The 17,185-nt window shown below is 66.4% G+C and carries 19 protein-coding genes; 12 read left to right on the top strand and 7 right to left on the bottom strand.

Features of this window, described 5'->3' with window-relative positions:
* The 7 genes from Q0S71_RS21725 to Q0S71_RS21755 form a co-directional block, all read left to right on the top strand.
* On the top strand, positions 1-728 hold a 728-nt coding region (locus Q0S71_RS21725), incomplete at its 5' end, for a DUF3443 family protein (protein ID WP_296000349.1).
* Between the two features lie 155 nt (positions 729-883).
* Complete coding sequence (locus Q0S71_RS21730; RefSeq protein WP_296000351.1) at positions 884-2,980, top strand: bifunctional 2',3'-cyclic-nucleotide 2'-phosphodiesterase/3'-nucleotidase; 2,097 nt, start codon at positions 884-886, stop codon at positions 2,978-2,980.
* Between the two features lie 110 nt (positions 2,981-3,090).
* On the top strand, positions 3,091-3,807 hold the full coding sequence (locus Q0S71_RS21735) for a tetratricopeptide repeat protein (RefSeq protein WP_296000353.1): 717 nt from the start codon (positions 3,091-3,093) through the stop codon (positions 3,805-3,807).
* A gap of 124 nt (positions 3,808-3,931) precedes the next feature.
* The gene (locus Q0S71_RS21740) at positions 3,932-4,069 is read left to right on the top strand and encodes a hypothetical protein (RefSeq protein ID WP_296000355.1); all 138 of its coding nucleotides are present in this window, start codon (positions 3,932-3,934) and stop codon (positions 4,067-4,069) included.
* Positions 4,069-4,251: a hypothetical protein gene (locus Q0S71_RS21745; RefSeq protein ID WP_296000357.1), complete on the top strand. Its 183-nt coding sequence runs from the start codon at positions 4,069-4,071 to the stop codon at positions 4,249-4,251. Before Q0S71_RS21740 ends, Q0S71_RS21745 begins: the two co-directional genes overlap by 1 nt.
* A 156-nt stretch (positions 4,252-4,407) precedes the next feature.
* The gene (locus Q0S71_RS21750; RefSeq protein ID WP_296000359.1) at positions 4,408-4,962 is read left to right on the top strand and encodes a sigma-70 family RNA polymerase sigma factor; all 555 of its coding nucleotides are present in this window, start codon (positions 4,408-4,410) and stop codon (positions 4,960-4,962) included.
* Positions 4,959-5,531: a hypothetical protein gene (locus Q0S71_RS21755; RefSeq protein ID WP_296000362.1), complete on the top strand. Its 573-nt coding sequence runs from the start codon at positions 4,959-4,961 to the stop codon at positions 5,529-5,531. The genes Q0S71_RS21750 and Q0S71_RS21755 overlap by 4 nt, the downstream gene beginning before the upstream one ends.
* Before the next feature lie 111 nt (positions 5,532-5,642).
* Here Q0S71_RS21755 and coaD read toward each other — a convergent pair whose 3' ends face one another.
* Positions 5,643-6,785: a pantetheine-phosphate adenylyltransferase gene (gene coaD, locus Q0S71_RS21760; RefSeq protein WP_296000366.1), complete on the bottom strand. Its 1,143-nt coding sequence runs from the start codon at positions 6,783-6,785 to the stop codon at positions 5,643-5,645.
* Between the two features lie 132 nt (positions 6,786-6,917).
* Between coaD and Q0S71_RS21765 the strand changes: the two genes are divergently transcribed.
* Positions 6,918-7,259, top strand: a complete 342-nt coding sequence (locus Q0S71_RS21765; protein ID WP_296000368.1) for a hypothetical protein — start codon at positions 6,918-6,920, stop codon at positions 7,257-7,259.
* 9 nt (positions 7,260-7,268) lie between these two features.
* On the opposite strand, the gene Q0S71_RS21770 is transcribed toward Q0S71_RS21765, so the two are convergent.
* The 4 genes from Q0S71_RS21770 to Q0S71_RS21785 form a co-directional block, all read right to left on the bottom strand.
* Positions 7,269-8,657 carry an ATP-binding protein gene (locus Q0S71_RS21770; protein ID WP_296000370.1) on the bottom strand — a complete coding sequence of 463 codons (1,389 nt, stop codon included), beginning with the start codon at positions 8,655-8,657 and terminating at the stop codon, positions 7,269-7,271.
* Between the two features lie 31 nt (positions 8,658-8,688).
* Entirely contained in the window at positions 8,689-9,348 is a 660-nt protein-coding gene (locus Q0S71_RS21775; protein WP_296000372.1) for a response regulator transcription factor, read from the bottom strand.
* Between the two features lie 45 nt (positions 9,349-9,393).
* On the bottom strand, positions 9,394-10,932 hold the full coding sequence (locus Q0S71_RS21780; protein ID WP_296000375.1) for a Do family serine endopeptidase: 1,539 nt from the start codon (positions 10,930-10,932) through the stop codon (positions 9,394-9,396).
* Positions 10,933-11,153: 221 nt separating this feature from the next.
* The gene (locus tag Q0S71_RS21785) at positions 11,154-11,612 is read right to left on the bottom strand and encodes an Hsp20 family protein (protein WP_296000378.1); all 459 of its coding nucleotides are present in this window, start codon (positions 11,610-11,612) and stop codon (positions 11,154-11,156) included.
* A gap of 307 nt (positions 11,613-11,919) precedes the next feature.
* Between Q0S71_RS21785 and Q0S71_RS21790 the strand changes: the two genes are divergently transcribed.
* Positions 11,920-13,782 (top strand): M61 family metallopeptidase, encoded by a 1,863-nt coding sequence (locus Q0S71_RS21790; protein ID WP_296000380.1) that lies wholly within the window; start codon positions 11,920-11,922, stop codon positions 13,780-13,782.
* A 114-nt stretch (positions 13,783-13,896) separates the two neighbouring features.
* Positions 13,897-14,247, top strand: a complete 351-nt coding sequence (locus tag Q0S71_RS21795; RefSeq protein ID WP_296000383.1) for a hypothetical protein — start codon at positions 13,897-13,899, stop codon at positions 14,245-14,247.
* Positions 14,248-14,342: 95 nt separating this feature from the next.
* Here Q0S71_RS21795 and Q0S71_RS21800 read toward each other — a convergent pair whose 3' ends face one another.
* Together Q0S71_RS21800 and Q0S71_RS21805 are read right to left on the bottom strand one after the other, a co-directional pair.
* A complete protein-coding gene (locus tag Q0S71_RS21800; protein ID WP_296000385.1) occupies positions 14,343-15,119 on the bottom strand; it encodes a S9 family peptidase in 777 nt (258 codons plus the stop codon).
* Positions 15,120-15,251: 132 nt separating this feature from the next.
* The gene (locus tag Q0S71_RS21805; protein WP_296000388.1) at positions 15,252-16,430 is read right to left on the bottom strand and encodes a PHB depolymerase family esterase; all 1,179 of its coding nucleotides are present in this window, start codon (positions 16,428-16,430) and stop codon (positions 15,252-15,254) included.
* A gap of 154 nt (positions 16,431-16,584) precedes the next feature.
* On the opposite strand from Q0S71_RS21805, the gene Q0S71_RS21810 reads away from it, so the two are divergent.
* A complete protein-coding gene (locus tag Q0S71_RS21810) occupies positions 16,585-16,875 on the top strand; it encodes a type II toxin-antitoxin system RelE/ParE family toxin (RefSeq protein ID WP_296000390.1) in 291 nt (96 codons plus the stop codon).
* A 9-nt stretch (positions 16,876-16,884) separates the two neighbouring features.
* A complete protein-coding gene (locus Q0S71_RS21815) occupies positions 16,885-17,178 on the top strand; it encodes an addiction module antidote protein (protein ID WP_296000391.1) in 294 nt (97 codons plus the stop codon).
* Positions 17,179-17,185 lie beyond the last annotated feature (7 nt).

A 17,185-nucleotide genomic window follows, 5' to 3' on the forward strand; every position in this document is an offset into this window, starting at 1 on the left:
CCAATGCCGGCGGCAACATCGGCACCGTCGCCAAGCTGGGCGCCCGGGGCGTGCTCGGCGTCGGCCTGTTCAAGCAGGATTGCGGCAGCGGCTGCGTCAACAACAGCGGCGGCGCCTACTACTACGCGTGCGCCGCCGGCAGTTGCAGCGCCAGCACGATGGCGCTGGCCCAGCAGGTCGGCAATCCCGTCGCCAGCTTCGCCACCGACAACAATGGCGTGCTGGTGCTGCTGCCGGCCGTGCCCGCCGCCGGGACCACCTCGCTGAGCGGCACGCTGGTGTTCGGCGTCAACACGCAGAGCAACAACACTCTAGGCGGCGCCACCATCTACCGCACCGACAACAGCGGCAACTTCAGCACCACCTACCAGGGCCGCACCCTGAGCGCCAGCTTCCTCGACACCGGCTCGAACGGCTTGTTCTTCGATGACAGTTCGCTGCCGGCCTGCTCGCAGGACAGCGACTTTTACTGCCCGACCTCGCCCACCAGCCTCAGCGCCGTCAACACGGCGGCCGACGGCAGCGCGTCGGGCACCGTCAATTTCGTCATCGTCAACGAACAGAACCGCGACAACGCCACCGTCGCCCTGTCCGTCGGCGGCACGGCGGGCACCTCGCTGCGCGGCGCCTTCGACTGGGGCGTGCCCTTCTTCTTCGGCCGCCGTGTGTTCGTGGTGCTGGAAAACGACAGCGTGGCCGGCGCCGTCGGGCCGTACTGGGCTTACTGACGGCCGCGCGGCCGCCGCCCACCCATGCCCCGCGCAGCCATGCCGGGGCATTTTTTTTTCGGCAAAATCAGCCGCGACGGCACGATGTCATCGCCCTGTCATGCCAGCTTAGTAAAGTCGCCAACTTAATTTTTCCACATTGATTAGGGTAAGCGATGAAAATAAATATGGTGATGTATGCCGCGCTGGCGGCGGTTGGCATGGTCGGCTGCGGCGGGACCAATACCACGTCACAAACCATCCCCGAGGGCACCACCGTGTCGCTGGCGCTGATGGAAACCACCGATATCCACTCCAACGTGCTCGGCTATAACTACTACAGCCTGGCCGCCGACGCCACCGTCGGCCTGGACCGCGCGTCGACGCTGATCCAGGGCGCCCGCACGGAAAATCCGAACAACGTGCTGCTCGACGACGGCGACGTCATCCAGGGCACCCTGCTGGGCGACTGGCAAGCCGTCGCCACGCCGGTGCCGTGCAGCGGCACGCTGGCCGTGCACAAGGCCATGAACGCGCTGAAGTACGACGGCGGCGGCCTGGGCAACCACGAATTCAACTACGGCCTGCCCTTCCTGAGCCAGGTCACCAACACCGACTTCGGCATCCCGGGCATCAGCAAGCCGGCCGGCAGCTGCGGCGCGCCGACCTACCCGATGGTGCTGACCAACGTCACCGGCGTCGCCAGCGGCAAGCCGATTTATCAGCCCTACTCGCTGATTCCGCGCCAGTTCACGGCCGTGACGCCGGACGGCAGCAAGATCAGCGTGCCGATGAACATCGGCATCATGAGCTTCGTGCCACCGCAAATCCTGACCTGGGACCAGAAGAATCTGGCCGGCCTGGTGGCGGTGGGCGGCGTGCAGGAAGCGGCCAACCAGTACGTGCCGCAGCTGCGCGCCAAGGGCGCCGACGTCATCGTGGCGCTGTCGCACGGCGGCCTCGACACGTCGCCTTACAGCCCGAAGATGGAAAACGGCAGCTACTACCTGAGCACCACCGGCATCGACGCGCTGATGATCGGCCACTCGCACCTGATCTTCCCGCGCGGTAAAGAGACCGGCGCCGCCGCCCTCGACCCGTCCTTCGCCGCCATTCCGGCCAGCGCCAAGGTCGACGCCGTCAACGGCTTCGTCAACGGCGTGCCGACCGTGATGGCGCAGAGCTGGGGCCGCCGCCTCGGCATCATCAAACTGACCTATGTCTACACGGCCGGCAAGTGGGTGGTGCAGCCGGCCAAGACCACGGTCGAAGCGCGCGGTTTCACCTACACCGACGGCAAGACCAGCGTCGCGGCCGACCCGGCCATCACCACCCTGATCCAGCCCGAGCACACGGCCACCATCGCCTACGCCAAGCAGCCGCTGGGCGTGACGACGGACTTCGAAATGTCGGCCTACTTCGCGCTGGCCGGCGACGTCAGCGCCATCGAGCTGGTGAACCAGGCACAGATCGACTACGTCAAGAAATTCATCGCCACCAGCAGCGACACCACGCTGGCCAGCTACAAGAACATTCCCGTGATTTCGTGCAGCGCGCCGTTCAAGGCCGGCCGCAACGGTCCGACCGACTTCACCGACGTCGCGCCGACCGCGTCGACGGCCGCGCCGGTCGGTCTGCAGGTGCGCAATCCGGGCGACCTCTACCTGTACAGCAACAACAACCTGCAGGCGGTCAAGATCAAGGGCAGCGACTTGAAGGTGTGGCTGGAAACGGCGGCCAAGCAGTTCGGCCAGATCGACCCGACCGCCACCGCCGAGCAAGACCTGGTACCGACCTACGGCACCATCTATAACTACGACGTGTTCTACGCCGAGAACAATGCGCTGACCTACCAGATCGACGTCACCAAGCCGGCCGGCAGCCGCATCGTCAACCTGACGTATCTCGGCAAGCCGGTGGCCGACGCCGACGACTTCATCGTCGCCACCAACGACTACCGCGCCGGCGGCGGCGGCAACGTGCCAGGCATCGACGGCAGCAAGACCATCATCAAGTCGCCGGACGCCAACCAGACCGTCGTCAGCAACTACCTCAAGACGGTCGGTGCGGCCACCGGCAAGGTCACGCTGGCAGCGAACGGCAGCGCCAACAGCTGGAGCTTCGTCAAGGTCAAGACGGCCGGTCCGGTGATCCTGCGCTCGGCGCCGGGCCACTTGGCGCTGGCGCAGGGCAGCGGCATCAAGAACGTCACGGCCGAAGGCAGCGTCGACGCGAGCGGCTTCTCGCATTACAACATCGACCTGAGCAAGTAATCCGTTGAAGTAGCACGACCGGCGCCCGCCCTCACCCGGCGGGCGCCGTTTTTTGAAAGACCACGATGGACGCTACACAGAACACCAACCGGGCATGGCCTCGCTTTGCGATGACCATGACCGTGGCGCTGACGATGGCGCTGGCCGCCTGCCAGCCACAGAACACCAAGCCGACGTCGGCGCAGATCGAAAGCGTGGCGATGGCGGCGAGCCAGCAAGGCGCGGCCGGCGCCGAACGCCAGCTGCGCGACTGGGCCGCGCAAGGCTGGCCGGTGGCGCAGCGCGAACTGGGCATGTTGTACCGTCCGCGCCCCGCACGCCGCGCCGATGCGTTACAGCTGCTGGAACAGGCCGCGCGCGCCGGCGACACCGAAGCGGCCTTCGAGCTCGGCGAACTGGAACGCACGGCCGTCGCCGGCGTGACGCCCGATCCGGCCGCCGCCTGGCCGTGGTATCGCATGGCGGCCGAGAAAAAACATGCGCGGGCGGCACTGATGCTGGCCCTGCTGGCCCGCAACGGCGAGGGCGTGGCGCGCGACGACGCCGTCGCCGCCCACTGGCTGACCGTCGCCGCCGAACTGGGCGAGGCGCACGCCATGTTCCTGCTGTCGAACGCCTACCACGACGGCCAGGGCGTGCCGCGCGACGCCGGCCAGGCCCGCCAACTGCTGGAAGCGGCGGCCGAGCACGACTATCCGCCCGCGATCCAGGAGCTGGCGATGACGGTGCAGACCGGCGACGCGCTGTCGCCGAAGGATGAGCTGCGCGCCAGCCACCTGATGAAGGAAGCCAACGAGCACCGCCACAACAGCTGGAATACCTTCTGACGCGATCAAGGCCATCAATGCCATCAACGCAACAAACGGCGCGCCCGCGTTGACACTGATGCCGCCCGGCACGCCATTGGTGCTACCATCGAGCTCTGACAACTCTTGTTGAACGGAGATAGCCATGGTTACCAGTATCGGCGCCGGCTTCGGCGGCTCTTTGATCGGCGTGGTCGACCTCGACAGCAGTTCCCGCGTGGCGGTACTGGAAAAGCGGATGGCGGAACTGCAAAAACAGATGCATACGCTGCAAAAAAATTGATGGAGACCACCGACTCCGCCGTGCGCGACCTGATCGTCAAAGAACTCAATCAGCTGAGCAAAGTGATGGTGCTGCTCCAGCAGCAAATCGAATTGATCGAGACCGCGCAGGAACGCAAGAAAAGCCTGCAGCAACAGGTCGATCCGGCGGCCGCCCACGCCGCCGAAACCAAGCCGGCTTAAGCCGCGCCACGGTCACGGCGCTGAAATCGGCGGCCCATCGCCAGGGCCGGCCAGCCAACCAGCCGCCGGCAAGCGGCGCGATTATTTTTCTTTTTTTTGTAAGAGATGCGGCCAGGATCTGACTACCTCGTTACGATCAACCTTCTCTTACACACCATGACAGCACTTCAGCCGCGCTCCGGCGCAGCGTCCGACGCGCCCGCCGATCCGGACCAGCGCTACCGCCACGCCATCACCCTGTACGGTGCCGACCTGGCCCGCTTCGCCATGGGCTACGAGCGCGAAACGGCGCGCCGCCAGGAACTGCTGCAAGACATCCACGTCGCCCTGTGGCAGAGTTTCGCCGGCTTCCAGGACCAGTGCTCGCTGCGCAGCTGGGTCTACCGCATCGCCCACAACGTCAGCGTCTCGCACATCCAGCGCAGCATGAAAACGGTCGCGCGCATCGACCTTGACGATGGCGCGGCCGACGCCGTGATCGACGTCCACGCCGCCATCGACCTCACGGAACGCCGGCTCGACCTGCAACGCCTGCTCGCGCTGATCCACCGCCTCGCGCCGCTGGACCGGCAGGTGATGCTGCTGTATCTCGAAGACCTCGACGCCGCCACCATCGGCGACATCAGCGGCATCTCGGCGCGCAACGTCGCCACCAAAGTCCACCGCATCAAAGCACTGCTGGCCAAACAACTGGGGAGCACACCATCATGAACGATCAAGACTTGAAACAGCTGTGGAAAACGCAGCCGGCCGCCGCGCCACACTACTCGGAACAGCAGCTGCGCCAACGCGCGCGCAGCCTGCACCGCCGCGTCGCCGTGCGCAATTTTCTGGAGTACGCGGCCGGCGTGGCGGTGATCGCGGGCTTCGCCTATTTCATCGCCGCCTACCGCCACCCGCTGATGCAGATCGGCAGCGCGCTCATTATCGTGGCCACCTTCTTCGTGCTGCACCAGCTGCACTGGCGCGCGTCGGGCCGGCCGCTGCCCGGAGCCGACGCCGCCCTCCCCGGCCGCGCTTTCCACCGCGCCCAATTGACGCGCCAGCGCGACGCGCTGCGCACGGTGGGACGGTGGTACGTCGCGCCCTTCGTTCCCGGCGTGGTCATGTTCCGCTGGGGCGTGGAAACGCAGATGGCCGGCATCGGCCCGTTCGCGCACGGCCCGCTGGCGAACGCGCTGATCGCGGCGGTGCTGTTGCTCATCGTCGGCATCAACTGGCGCATGGCCGGCAAGCTGCAAGGCGAGATCGACGCGCTCGATCATGACACCGCCGCGTAAATCACGGCAGCCCCGGCGTCGCGTGCTGGTCGCCGACGTGGCGTCGGGGTCAGACCACGTCGAAACCGTGGTCTGACCCCGATTACGGTGCCGTAGCGAAGCGGCGGTGCGTCAGGCCGCCGCCAGCTGCGCCATCTCGCCCGTCATGTTGGCGATGGCCTGGGCGTTGTACTGGTCGGCGAAATAGGCGTCGCCAAACAGCTCGCCCGCTTCGGCCTTGCGGCGCAGGTGGGCCAGCACGCTGGCGCGCTGGGCCCGATATTTCGCGTCCGGCACGTGGCTGTATTCGCGCCGGATGGCGCGCGCATAATTTTGATACACCTCGTCGTCCTGCCCGAGAATGGCCAGGTCGACGCTGAGCATGATGTGCTTGAGCCGGTGGCTGACCGCCGCTTCCTGGAAATGGTCGGTGGCCCGTATCAGTGCGGCCGCGTCGCCCAGGTCGTGGTGCAGATGGCTGCCCAGCCACAGCTGCGCGCTGGCCTCCTCGTTCGACAGCGGCCCGCCGGCATGGTGGTATTCGGCGTCGTGGAACCAGAAGGCCTGCTTGACGATGTCGACGTCGAGCGGGTCCGGCTGGGTGTTGGCGGCCCACACGCGGATCTCGCACAGGCCGTGCACCAGGTGGTCGAGGTTGTGGTAATGGCGTCCGGGACCGCCGTAGGCGCCGGCGCCGGTCAGCCGCACGAACCACTGGTCGGCGTGGGCGATGGCCGGCGCGTCGGCGTGGGCGTAGTCCCACAGCGCTTCCCACTCGCTGCGCAACCAGCCCAGCACCCACGCATGGTAGGCCGGTCCGGGCACGAATTTTTTCATGATCCAGTTCCAGCCTATCGGCCCTTCCAGCGCTTTCACGAAACTGGAGCTGACGGACCCGAGGTCGCGCGGCGGCATCACGAAGATGGTCTTGGCGCCTTGCAGCACGTCGACATTGGTTTGCTGGATCAGGTTTTCGTAGTCGAAATCGGCGGTGGTGCGGATGCCGCGGATCAGGCAATCGACGCCGTGCTTCTTGGCCGCGCGCGCCGTGTAGTCGCCCTTGACGATGACCACCTGCACATTGTCCCAGCCCTGCTGCGCGCAACTGAGGGCGATGATGCTCTTGCGCTCCTCGGCCGAAAAGCGCGGCGCCTTGGCCGGGTTCTGCGACAGGAACACCACCACCTCGTCGGCGATCGAGCGCGCCTCGCCGATCACCCACATATGGCCGTTGGTGATCGGGTCCAGGGTGCCCGAAAATCCGATCCTCTTCATACGCCGCTCCGCCGCCGTGTCAAAACGGTATTCTAGCCGCTGACCGTGGCGGCGGTGGCGGAAATTCCGCGCGCCCCGCCGGCCGCGGTTAAACAAATGTTACTATTGGTATAAACATTGAGGAAAAATCCCATGGCAACCAATATCCAGGCCAGTTTGCGTCCGGTCGCGGCGGCCAGCCCGCCGATGGACACGCAGGAGCGCATCGCCATGCTGCAAAAGGCGATCATGACCATACAGCAGCAGCTGCGCGACTTGAACAAGCGACTGCAGTCCGAGACCAACGTCCTGGCCCGCATGGCGATCGAGCACCAGATCATGGAGCTGACGCAGATGCAGAAATCGATGCAGGAACAGATCGTTTTGCTGGCGCAGATGGACGAGCGCCGCAAGCAGATGAGCGAGAACAAGGCGCTGCTGGCCGACGTCGCGACCAGCGGCGGCCCAGCCCAGGGCGCCGCTCACGCGCAGTGAAACGCCGCCTCAGGCCGGCGTCGGGCGGGCCGTGGCGGGAAAATCGACTTTCACGCGCAGGCCGCCCAGCCGCTCGGACGCTTCCAGCGCCAGCGTGGCGCCGTGGCGCTCGGCGATGGCCTTGATGATGGCCAGTCCCAGGCCGCTGCCGCCGGCCTCGCTGCCCGGCACGCGGTAAAAGCGGCTGAACACGCGTTCGCGTTCTTCCGGCGAGATGCCGGGACCGCTGTCCTCCACGCACAGGGTGGCGCCGCCGGGCCGCGCGCGCAGTTCCAGGTCGACGGTGCCGCCGGCCGGCGTGTACTTGACGGCGTTGTCGACCAGGTTGCGCAGCAGGATGATGAGGGCGTCGGGCTGGCCCGACAAGGTGAAATCGTCGGCGTGATGCAGGCCCAGATCGATCTGGCGCGCCTGCGCCAGGCCGGCCATGTCGCCCAGCGTGCGTTTGGCCAGGTCGGCCAGGTTGACCTGGGCGAAGGTGGAACCGGCGGCCGAACTGGCCTCCTGCCGCGCCAGTACCAGCAGCTGCTCGACCAGCCGCGTGGCGCGTTCGATGCCGGCGCTGACGCGGCCCACGGCCACGGCGCGGGCGCCGTCGTCGGCGGCGCGCTCCAGGCTCAGGACCTGCAATTTCAGCGCCGCCAGCGGCGAGCGCAGTTCGTGCGCGGCGTCGGCGACGAAGTGCTGCTGCGCCTCGAAGGCGGTGCGCACGCGGCCGAACAGCAGATTGAGTTCCTGCACCAGCGGCCGCACTTCGTCGGGCAGTTCGCTGTCCGACACCGGCGACAAATCGTCGGCCTGGCGCGCCGCCACCTGGCGCCGCACGCGCGCCACCGGCGCCAGCGAACCGCTGACCACCCACCACACCACCAGCATCAGCATCGGCGCCATCAGCGCGATCGGTCCCACCGTGCGCAGCGCCAGCGTGCCGGCCATGCGCTTGCGCACCGCCATGTCCTGCGCGATCTGCACCGTCTGATTGTTCGCCTGCACCGAGAAGATGCGGTAGTCGACGCCGTTGGCGCGCACATTGGAAAAGCCCAGCACCGCGCGCTGCGGCAGCGTGGCGTGCGACAGGGAGCGGAACACGCGCACGCCGTCCGGCGTCCACACCTGCACCACCAACTCATTGTTTTCCGGGTCGCCCTCGGTCGGACCGCTCGGGCCAGCCGTGCCGATGTCGTTGTTCGTCAGCGGCACGCCGGAACGCAGCGACATCGCCATCTGCTGCATGTGGTAGTCGAAGATCTGGTCGGCGTCGTACAGCGCGCTGCGGTAGGCGATCATGGCCTGGGCCAGCGCCGCCATCGTGATCGCGGCCAGCAGGAACCACAGCAGGCGCCCGCGCAGCGAGTGCGTCACCGCCACCTTGGGCACGCCCATTTTGGGGACGGACATTTTGGGCACGCCGAGCTTCATGCGCGCACCATCATAGCTTGGGCACCATGTAACCGAGGCCGCGCACGTTCTGTATCATTTCGCTGCCCAGCTTTTTGCGCAGGCCGTGGATGTAGACTTCGACGGCGTTGCTGTTGACTTCATCCTTCCAGCTGTAGAGCTTTTCCTCCAGCTGCTGGCGCGACAGCACGATGCCGGGCCGCGCGATCAGCGCTTCGAGCACCGCCCATTCGCGCGCCGATAAATTGACCTGCTTGCCCTCGACGATCACTTCGCGCGTTTGCGGATTGACCGTCACGCCCATGTGCTCGAACACCGGCTCGGCGCGGCCGGCCGAACGGCGCAGCAGCGCGCGGATGCGCGCCAGCAGCTCGTCGAGGTCATAGGGTTTGAGCACATAGTCGTCGGCGCCGGCATCGAGGCCGGCGATGCGCTGCTCCTTGGCGTCGCGCGCCGTCGCCACCAGCACCGGCGTGAGCTCCTTGCGGGCGCGCATCGAGCGCAGCACCTCCAGGCCATCCTTGCGCGGCAGGCCCAGGTCCAGCAGCACCAGGTCGTAGGTCTGGGTCTGCAAGGCCGTATCGGCCATGGCGCCATCCTTGACCCAGTCGACCGCGTAGTGCTCGGCCCTGAGCAGGTCGAGCACCACTTCGCCTATCATCGTATCGTCTTCCACCAGCAGCAATCGCATCGCGCGCCTCTTTATTGTTGTCGTGCGTTCCGCCGGCGCCTCGGCTTATCCGAGGCGCACCGGGATGAAGATTCTCTCATCGCCGCGCTGGATCAGCAAGGCCACCGATTTGTCGGAGCCGGCGACGACGGCGCGCACCTGCTCGACGCTGTTGACGGCGCGCCCGTTGACCGACAGCAGCACGTCGCCGGCCTGCACGCCGGCGCTGGCCGCCGCGCCGCCGGCCTCCTCGACCAGCAGGCCGCCGGCGATGCCGGACTGGCTGCGTTCGGCCGGGTCCAGCGGCCGCAGGGCCAGGCCCAGTTTCAGCCGGGCGCCGGCCGCCGGCGCGTCGGCGGCGGCCACCTTGTCGCTGGCGTTGGCCAGCGTGGCGTTGAGCTGCACGGTTTTCCCCTGGCGCCACACGTCCAGCGCCAGCCTGTCGCCCGGCGCGGCGATGCCGACCAGCGCCGGCAAGTCGCCCGAGCCGACGATTTTCTGGCCGTTCACCTTGCGGATCACGTCGCCCGCCTTCAGGCCGGCCCGGTCGCCGGCGCTGCCATGTTCAACGTTCGACACCAGCGCGCCTTCCGGCGTCGGCAGGCCGAAGGAATCGGCGAAGCCCTGGTTCACTTCCTGCACCGTCACGCCCAGCTTGGCGTGTTCGACCTTGCCGGTGGCGACGATCTGGTCCTTGATCTTGCTGGCGACGTCGATCGGAATGGCGAACGACAAGCCCTGGTAGCCGCCGGTCTCGCTGTAGATTTGCGAGTTGATGCCGACCACTTCGCCGCGCGTGTTGAACAGCGGGCCGCCCGAGTTGCCGGGGTTGACGGCGACGTCGGTCTGGATGAAGGGCACGTTGCTGTCGTCGGGCAGCGAACGGCCCTTGGCGCTGACGACGCCGGCCGTCACCGTGCTTTCCAGGCCATAGGGCGAGCCTATGGCCAGCACCCATTCGCCGACGCGCAAGTCGTTGCCGCGCGCGAGCGGCACCACGGGCAGGTTGTGGGCCTCGATTTTCAGCACGGCGACGTCGGTCTTGGGATCGGAGCCGAGCACCTTGGCGCGGAATTCGCGGCGGTCGGTCAGCTTGACGGTCACTTCGCGCGCGTCGCGCACCACGTGGGCGTTGGTCAGGATCACGCCGTCCGGGCTGATGATGAAGCCCGAGCCGATGCCGTGGGTGGGCACTTCGCGCTGCTGGCCCTGCGGTCCCTGGCCCTGGAAGCGGCGGAAGAATTCGAAGAAGGGATCGTCGCCGAACTGGTTGGCGCCGTTGCCGTGGCCGCGACCCGGCATGCCGGGCAGGTCGAGCGCGGCGGTCTTGGTGCTGCCGGTGACGCTGACGTTGACGACGGCCGGGCCGTTGCGGGCGGCGATGACGCTGAAGTCCGGCAGCGTCATCAGCGGCGCGGCCACCGGCGCCGGCGCGCCCGGCTGGTTGATGGCGGCCGTTTGCGACGCGGCGGCACCGGCGGAGGCCGCGGCGGCGCTGGTCTGGTAGGTGGCGATGACTCCGCCCACGCCCATCAAGCCTACGGCAGCCAATGCCAGGGCCAGGCGCTTGATGGTCGTCGATCCGATATGAGTTTGCTGAGACATGTTCACTCCTGATTGAATGGGTAGTCGAGACAGTCAATATGCGGCAAAAAACTTAGGCACCACTTAATCAAACTACCGTGCGGACTTGGCTGCGGCTGAAGCGCAACAGGCCGCGCGAACGGCGGCCGGACGTGCGACTGGCCGGAATCAACCGGCCAGTCGGGGTACTGCTTAATTACCGCTGGCTGCCGCTACGCGGGCAGGCCACATCGAAGCGCGCCTTATGCCGCCTGGCGTTGTTCCAGCGCGGTGACGTTGTCGCCGCCGCCGATGACGATCTTGCGCGGCTTGAGCGCTTCCGGCACTTCGCGCACCAGGTCGATGTTCAACATGCCGTTGTCGAAGGTGGCGCCGGTCACTTTGACGTGATTGGCGAGCTGGAAGCGCTGTTCGAAATCACGCGCCGCGATGCCGCGGTGGAGGAAGGTGCGCTCGGCGCCGTCGCGCTGTTTGCGGCCGACGATATGCAGCGAGTCGCGCTCGAAGGTGATGTCGATCTCGGCGCGGTCGAAGCCGGCCAGCGCCATCACGATGCGGTAATTGTCTTCGGAGACCAGCTCGATGTTGTAGGGCGGGTAGCTGGGCTGGGCGTCGGCGCGCTGGGCGTCGTTGAGCAGCTGGGCCAGGCGGTCGAAGCCGATGGCGGAACGATACAGTGGGGTCAGGTCGAAAGTACGCATGGTGGATATCCTTTTTAAGTGAAGCGATAAGTTGGTCGCGGTCCCCATCTGGGCAACCGCTCATCGGATATACGGTGCTTCGAGGGCTTTTCAAGGCCTTGAAAAACGCGGCCGCCATCCCCAGACGCCGGGTTTTTTTGAAAAAAAAGTGAAAAAAAACACGAAAATATTTTTGATCGATATTGTTGTTGATCGATGAAATAATTAGTTTCTCTCATGCTAGACTCGTTGGCTTCTCAACCCGATGCCACCGCTCCCGTCCATGACCGCCAAGCCGCTTCGCACCCCGCTCCGCCCTAATGTCCTGTTGGCCGCCCTGCTGGCCGCCGCCTTCCAAGCCCACGCCGCCACGCCGCCGGCCGACGCCGCCTACCCCGGCACCATCGTGCTCAATGTGGACGCCACCAACACGGCCCAGCAAATCTTCACCGTGCACGAAACCATACCGGCCGTGCCCGGCAAGCTGACCTTGCTGCACCCGCAATGGGTGCCGGGCAATCACGGCCCCAGCAGCCCGCTCAACCAGTTCGCCGGCCTCAAGCTGAGCGCCAACGGCAAGCCGGTCGAATGGCAGCGCGACCCGGCCAATGTGTTCGCCTTCATGCTGGACGTGCCGGCCGGCGCCACCGCGATCGAGGCCGAATTCGAGTTCCTCTCGCCGGTCGAGGCCAACGAGGGCCGCATCACGATGACCAACGACATCCTCGGCGTGCAGTGGAACGCGATGACGCTGTACCCGGCCGGCTACGGCACGCGCCACATCACCATGCAGCCCAACCTGACGCTGCCGGCCGGCTGGCAGTACGGCACGGCGCTCGACACGGCCGAACGCAAGGGCGACACGGTCAGCTTCAAGCCGGTCGACTTCGAGGCCATGGTCGATTCGCCGGTGTTCGCCGGCCGTTACTTCAAGCGCATCGACCTCGATCCGGGCGCGAAAATCCCGGTCCACCTGAACATCGTGGCCGACACGGCCGAGGCGCTGGCGGCGACGCCGGAACAGATCGCGCCGCACCGCGCCCTGGTCCAGCAAGCGTATAAACTGTATAAATCGCAGCACTACGCCCACTACGATTTCCTGTTCGCGCTCAGCGACGACTTCGGCGGCATCGGCCTGGAACACCACCAGTCGAGCGAAAACGGCGTCAAGGCCGGCTACTTCACCGACTGGGCCAAGAATGAAACGGCGCGCGGCCTGCTGCCGCACGAATTCACCCACTCGTGGGACGGCAAGTTCCGCCGCCCGGCCGACCAGGGCGTGCCCGACTTCAACACGCCGCTGCAAAACAGCCTGCTGTGGGTGTATGAAGGACAAACCCAGTATTGGGGCGAAGTGCTGTCGGCGCGTTCCGGCCTCATCACGCCCGAACACGTGCGCGACATGCTCGCCGCCACCGCCGCCCGCTACGACGCGGTGCAGGGCCGCAGCTGGCGCGCCATGCAGGACACCACCAACGACCCCATCATCAACGCCCGCCGCCCCATCGGCTGGGGCAACTGGCAGCGCAGCGAGGATTATTATTCGGAAGGCGAGCTGATCTGGCTGGACGCCGACACCAAGATCCGCGAACTGTCCGGCGACCGGCGCTCGCTCGACAATTTCGCCGCCAGCTTCTTCGGCGTCGACAACGGCGTCGCCGTCGCCAAGCACTACACCTTCGAGGACGTGGTGCAGGCGCTCAACGCGGTGCAGCCCTACGACTGGAGCGGCTTCCTGCGCAGCCGCCTCGACGGCCACGGCCCCGGCGCGCCGCTCGACGGCCTGGCCCGCGCCGGCTGGAAGCTGGTCTACAAGGACAAGCCGACCGAGTTCATGAAGGGCAACGAAGAACGCGCCAAGTCGGCCAATTTCCAGTATTCGCTCGGCTTCTCGGTCGGCGCCGAAGGCAAGGTCGAAGCGCTGCAATGGGACGGTCCGGGCTTCAGGGCCGGCCTGTCGCTGGGCACGACGCTGCTGGCCGTCAACGGCCGCGCCTACAAGGACGAGGCGCTGCGCGCCGCCGTCAGCGCCGCCAAGGACGGCAAGGCGGCCATCGAACTGCTGGTCAAGAAGGGCAATGTGTACCGCACCATCGCGCTCGACTATCATGACGGCCTGAGGTATCCGCAGCTCGAACGCATCGCCGGCACGCCGGACCGGCTGTCGACCATCTTGCAGCCGCTGAAGTAATTGCGCTGATCGCGCGCCGGCGTCGGACCGTGGCGAGGTGGCGGCGTGACGCCGGGGGGGCGCGGCCCCGCCGCGCGTGGCCGCCGACAGCAATTTTGGTGTATGCTTCTGCCCATGAATAAAGACACCGACATCCAGCTCAGCGGCCCCTTCAAGGCCACCGACGGCTCCGGCCGTGCCCACGACGTCAAGGCCATCCGCATCTTCGACGAAGGTTATGGCGCCATCGACGTCTACGTCGATTTCGCGGCGTCGATCGCCGGCCTGCACAAGGACAAGGCACTGATCGCCGCCATCGCCACGCAGTTGTCCGGCCTCTGCTACAAAGGCCCGGCGCTGACGGCCGGCGATCCGGTCCTCCAGGAAAACAAACTGATGGTGCTCGAGTCGCCCGACGAATTCAACACCTACGCCGCCGGCAAGGGCTGGAAAGACCTGGCCGAAGAATTCGGCGACGACGAATAAGCGGCGCACCCGGCGCCGGCGTCAGCCAACAACACCGACCAACGGGACGCCAGCGCGTCCCGTTTTGCCGTCCGCCGCCGCCGTGCCTGCCGCGTTTAGGGCGCCGCCGCCGGCGTCTGAATATAGCGCTCGCTCCACGCGGCGATCATGGACGCCACAAAATAAGCGTCCTCGCGCTTGCTCAGCAAATGGTCGGCGCTGTCGAGCGAGATAAAACTTTTCGGATGGCGGGCGGCGGTGAAGATATCCATGGCGTTGCTGATGGCGACCGTATCGTCGCCGGGCGCGTGCAGCACCATCAAGGCCCGCTTGAGCCCCGCGATCTTGGCCTTCAAATTGTGCGCGCCGACGTCCTCCACGAACTGCTGCTTGATGCGGAAGGGTCGTCCCGCCAGCTGCACCAGCGCCTCGCCGTCGCGCGCGATGTCGTCGAGGTGGGCGCTGAACAGGCCGGTCACGTGCGAGGGATCGCTGGGCGCGGCCAGCGTCACCACGGCCTGCACTTCCGGCAGTTCGCCGGCCACCGCCAGCACGGCCGCGCCGCCCAGGCTGTGGCCGATCAGCAGGCGCGGCGCCTGGTAGTGGGCGCGCAGCCAGGCGGCGGCCGCCACCAGGTCGGCCACGTTGGACGAGAAGTTGGTGTTGGCGAATTCGCCTTCGCTCGCGCCCAGTCCCGTGAAATCGAAGCGCAGCACGGCGATACCGTGCTCCGTCAGCGCCTGGGCGATGCGGCTGGCCGCGAACACGTCCTTGCCGCAGGTGAAGCAGTGGGCGAACAGCGCGTAAGCCTTGACGGCGCCGTCGGGCGCATCCAGGCGCGCCGCCAGTTTCTGGCCGTCGGCGCCGGGGAAGTCGAGTCGGGTTGAGTGCATGGGCGGTCGGTCCGGTCGGGGTTGCGGCGCCGACAATGCTGGCGTCCGTGTGACTGTGCACCAAATATCCGCCGCCGGCAAGGGCCGGGCCGCCGCGGCGTGCGGGCGCGGGCGCAGGCGTTTCCGACTGGCTTAATCGACGACGCGGCGATGGCGCGCGAAGAAGTCGAGCAGCATCTTGCTGGCGTCGGGACCGGTCTGGTCGTTGTACGCGAGGCTGGCGTCGCCGCCGCTCCACGCGTGCCCCAGCTGCGCGACGCTGGCCACGCGCAGCAGCACCTTGCGACCGGCGTAAAAGTCGCGGATCTCGTGGGCGTTGCGGCCGCGGCCGGCCGGCTTGAGCGCCATCTTCGACGGCCCACCCGCCGATAAGCGGTTCAACAGCAAGCCCTGTCGCGCCAGCTCGATCTGGTTGATCGGCCGCACCACCTTGTCGCCCTGGCCCTGGATCAGCATCGTCGGCATGGCCGGAAACGGCGCCTGCCGCCGCAGCACTTCGGCGATGGCGCTGTCGACGCGGGCGGCGGCGCCGTGCTGCATCACGCCGAGCGCGCCCATGACGCTGTGGCCGGCGCCGAACATGGGTCCGGAATGCAGGCCCAGCGCCGCGATCAGCCGTGGGTGGTGCAGCGCGACGATGTTGGCCATGCCGGCGCCGGCCGACATGCCGGCGATATAAATGCGGCTGCGGTCGATGCGGTACTGGCCCGCCACCTTATCGATGATGGCGGCGATGGTGGGCACGTCGCCGCCGCCGTCCTGCGTGGCCTTGTCGTACCACTTCCAGCAGCGCTGTGCCTGCGTGCTGACCAGCTGCTGCGGATACAGCACCGCGTAGCCGGCGCGCTCGGCCAGCTGGTTCATGCGCGTGCCTTGCGCGAACTGGGTCGCCGTCTGATGACAGCCGTGCAGCATCACCACCAGCGGCAGGCCGCTGTCGAGCGCCGGCTGGGGCACGTTTTCGGGCAGATACAGCCAATAGCTCATGCGCCGGCCCGCCAGCGCGCCGGCCTGCGGCGGTGCCGTGTAATGCGCGGCCAGCCATTTGCCGGGCGCCGGCGGCGCGTGCGGCGGCGCCTTCGCGACCGACGGCCTGCGCACGGCCGGTGCCGCCGCTTTTATCAAGGGCTTGGGCGCCGCTTTCAGCTTCGGCTCGGCCTTGGCCTTGGCCTTGGCCTTGCGTGCCGGTTTGGGCGCCTCGAACAGCTGCGAGACCAGTTTGCCGACGGTGCGCCGCTGCGCCTTGCCGCTGCGAACGAGGCTGCGCAAGAGCCGCGTGCCAGTGCTGAGCTTGACCAAGATGACCTCCATGTTGCAGCGCAGTATAACGCGGGAGTCCGTGCGGCTTTGGTACGCTGGCGCACGCTTGATGACTGAGTTTTCCCAAGGCCGCGCTTTATCGCAACAGATACGATACCGGACCGGGTCTTGTATTTCACTCACCTCAAACCTACACTGGATTTTTATGAAGGAAATTCTCACCACAGAAGTTTTCGACCAGTGGTTCAATACGTTGAAAGATCCCGCCGCGCAGGACCGGATACAAATCCGTATCGAACGCGCAAGATGGGGAAATTTTGGCGATCACAGAAGCATGGGAAAGGGCGTCACAGAGATGCGTATCCCATACGGCCCCGGATACCGAATTTATTACACAGTACGCGGCACCAGGCTGGTCATACTTCTCGCAGGTGGAAACAAATCCACGCAATTCAACGATATAAGAATGGCGCAAGACCTTGCGCGACAATTTTAGGAGCCCGAGATGGCATTGAAACTCAACAGATGGGATGGCGCCGAACACCTCCGCACCAAAGAGGATATGGCGCGCTACTTCGCCGCGTGCATGGAGGAAGCGGCAGACGATACCGCATTCATCGTGGAATCGCTACGCCTGCTGGCCCGGGCCAAAGGCATGACGGACCTCGCAAAGGAGGCTGGCTTGAGCCGTGAGGAACTGTCGGAAGACGGCATCCTTAATTTTGGCACCTTCATTAAAGTGATGCGCGCCCTGGGACTTCAGTTTCACGTGAAATCAACAACACAAAGCGCCGCATAACAACTCC

Source organism: Rugamonas sp. (assembly GCF_025354735.1).
In the GTDB taxonomy this organism is placed as follows: Bacteria; Pseudomonadota; Gammaproteobacteria; order Burkholderiales; family Burkholderiaceae_D; genus Rugamonas.

Excerpts from the sequence above, each read along its gene's own strand:
- Q0S71_RS21755 (WP_296000362.1), top strand. The coding sequence starts at position 4,959 with ATGAACGATCAAGACTTGAAACAGCTGTGGAAAACGCAGCCGGCCGCC.
- Q0S71_RS21735 (WP_296000353.1), top strand. The coding sequence starts at position 3,091 with ATGACCATGACCGTGGCGCTGACGATGGCGCTGGCCGCCTGCCAGCCA.
- Q0S71_RS21765 (WP_296000368.1), top strand. The coding sequence starts at position 6,918 with ATGGCAACCAATATCCAGGCCAGTTTGCGTCCGGTCGCGGCGGCCAGC.
- Q0S71_RS21810 (WP_296000390.1), top strand. The coding sequence starts at position 16,585 with ATGAAGGAAATTCTCACCACAGAAGTTTTCGACCAGTGGTTCAATACG.
- coaD (WP_296000366.1), bottom strand. The coding sequence starts at position 6,785 with ATGAAGAGGATCGGATTTTCGGGCACCCTGGACCCGATCACCAACGGC.
- Q0S71_RS21815 (WP_296000391.1), top strand. The coding sequence starts at position 16,885 with ATGGCATTGAAACTCAACAGATGGGATGGCGCCGAACACCTCCGCACC.
- Q0S71_RS21745 (WP_296000357.1), top strand. The coding sequence starts at position 4,069 with ATGGAGACCACCGACTCCGCCGTGCGCGACCTGATCGTCAAAGAACTC.
- Q0S71_RS21780 (WP_296000375.1), bottom strand. The coding sequence starts at position 10,932 with ATGTCTCAGCAAACTCATATCGGATCGACGACCATCAAGCGCCTGGCC.
- Q0S71_RS21800 (WP_296000385.1), bottom strand. The coding sequence starts at position 15,119 with ATGCACTCAACCCGACTCGACTTCCCCGGCGCCGACGGCCAGAAACTG.
- Q0S71_RS21750 (WP_296000359.1), top strand. The coding sequence starts at position 4,408 with ATGACAGCACTTCAGCCGCGCTCCGGCGCAGCGTCCGACGCGCCCGCC.
- Q0S71_RS21785 (WP_296000378.1), bottom strand. The coding sequence starts at position 11,612 with ATGCGTACTTTCGACCTGACCCCACTGTATCGTTCCGCCATCGGCTTC.
- Q0S71_RS21775 (WP_296000372.1), bottom strand. The coding sequence starts at position 9,348 with ATGCGATTGCTGCTGGTGGAAGACGATACGATGATAGGCGAAGTGGTG.
- Q0S71_RS21770 (WP_296000370.1), bottom strand. The coding sequence starts at position 8,657 with ATGTCCGTCCCCAAAATGGGCGTGCCCAAGGTGGCGGTGACGCACTCG.
- Q0S71_RS21795 (WP_296000383.1), top strand. The coding sequence starts at position 13,897 with ATGAATAAAGACACCGACATCCAGCTCAGCGGCCCCTTCAAGGCCACC.
- Q0S71_RS21805 (WP_296000388.1), bottom strand. The coding sequence starts at position 16,430 with ATGGAGGTCATCTTGGTCAAGCTCAGCACTGGCACGCGGCTCTTGCGC.
- Q0S71_RS21740 (WP_296000355.1), top strand. The coding sequence starts at position 3,932 with ATGGTTACCAGTATCGGCGCCGGCTTCGGCGGCTCTTTGATCGGCGTG.
- Q0S71_RS21730 (WP_296000351.1), top strand. The coding sequence starts at position 884 with ATGAAAATAAATATGGTGATGTATGCCGCGCTGGCGGCGGTTGGCATG.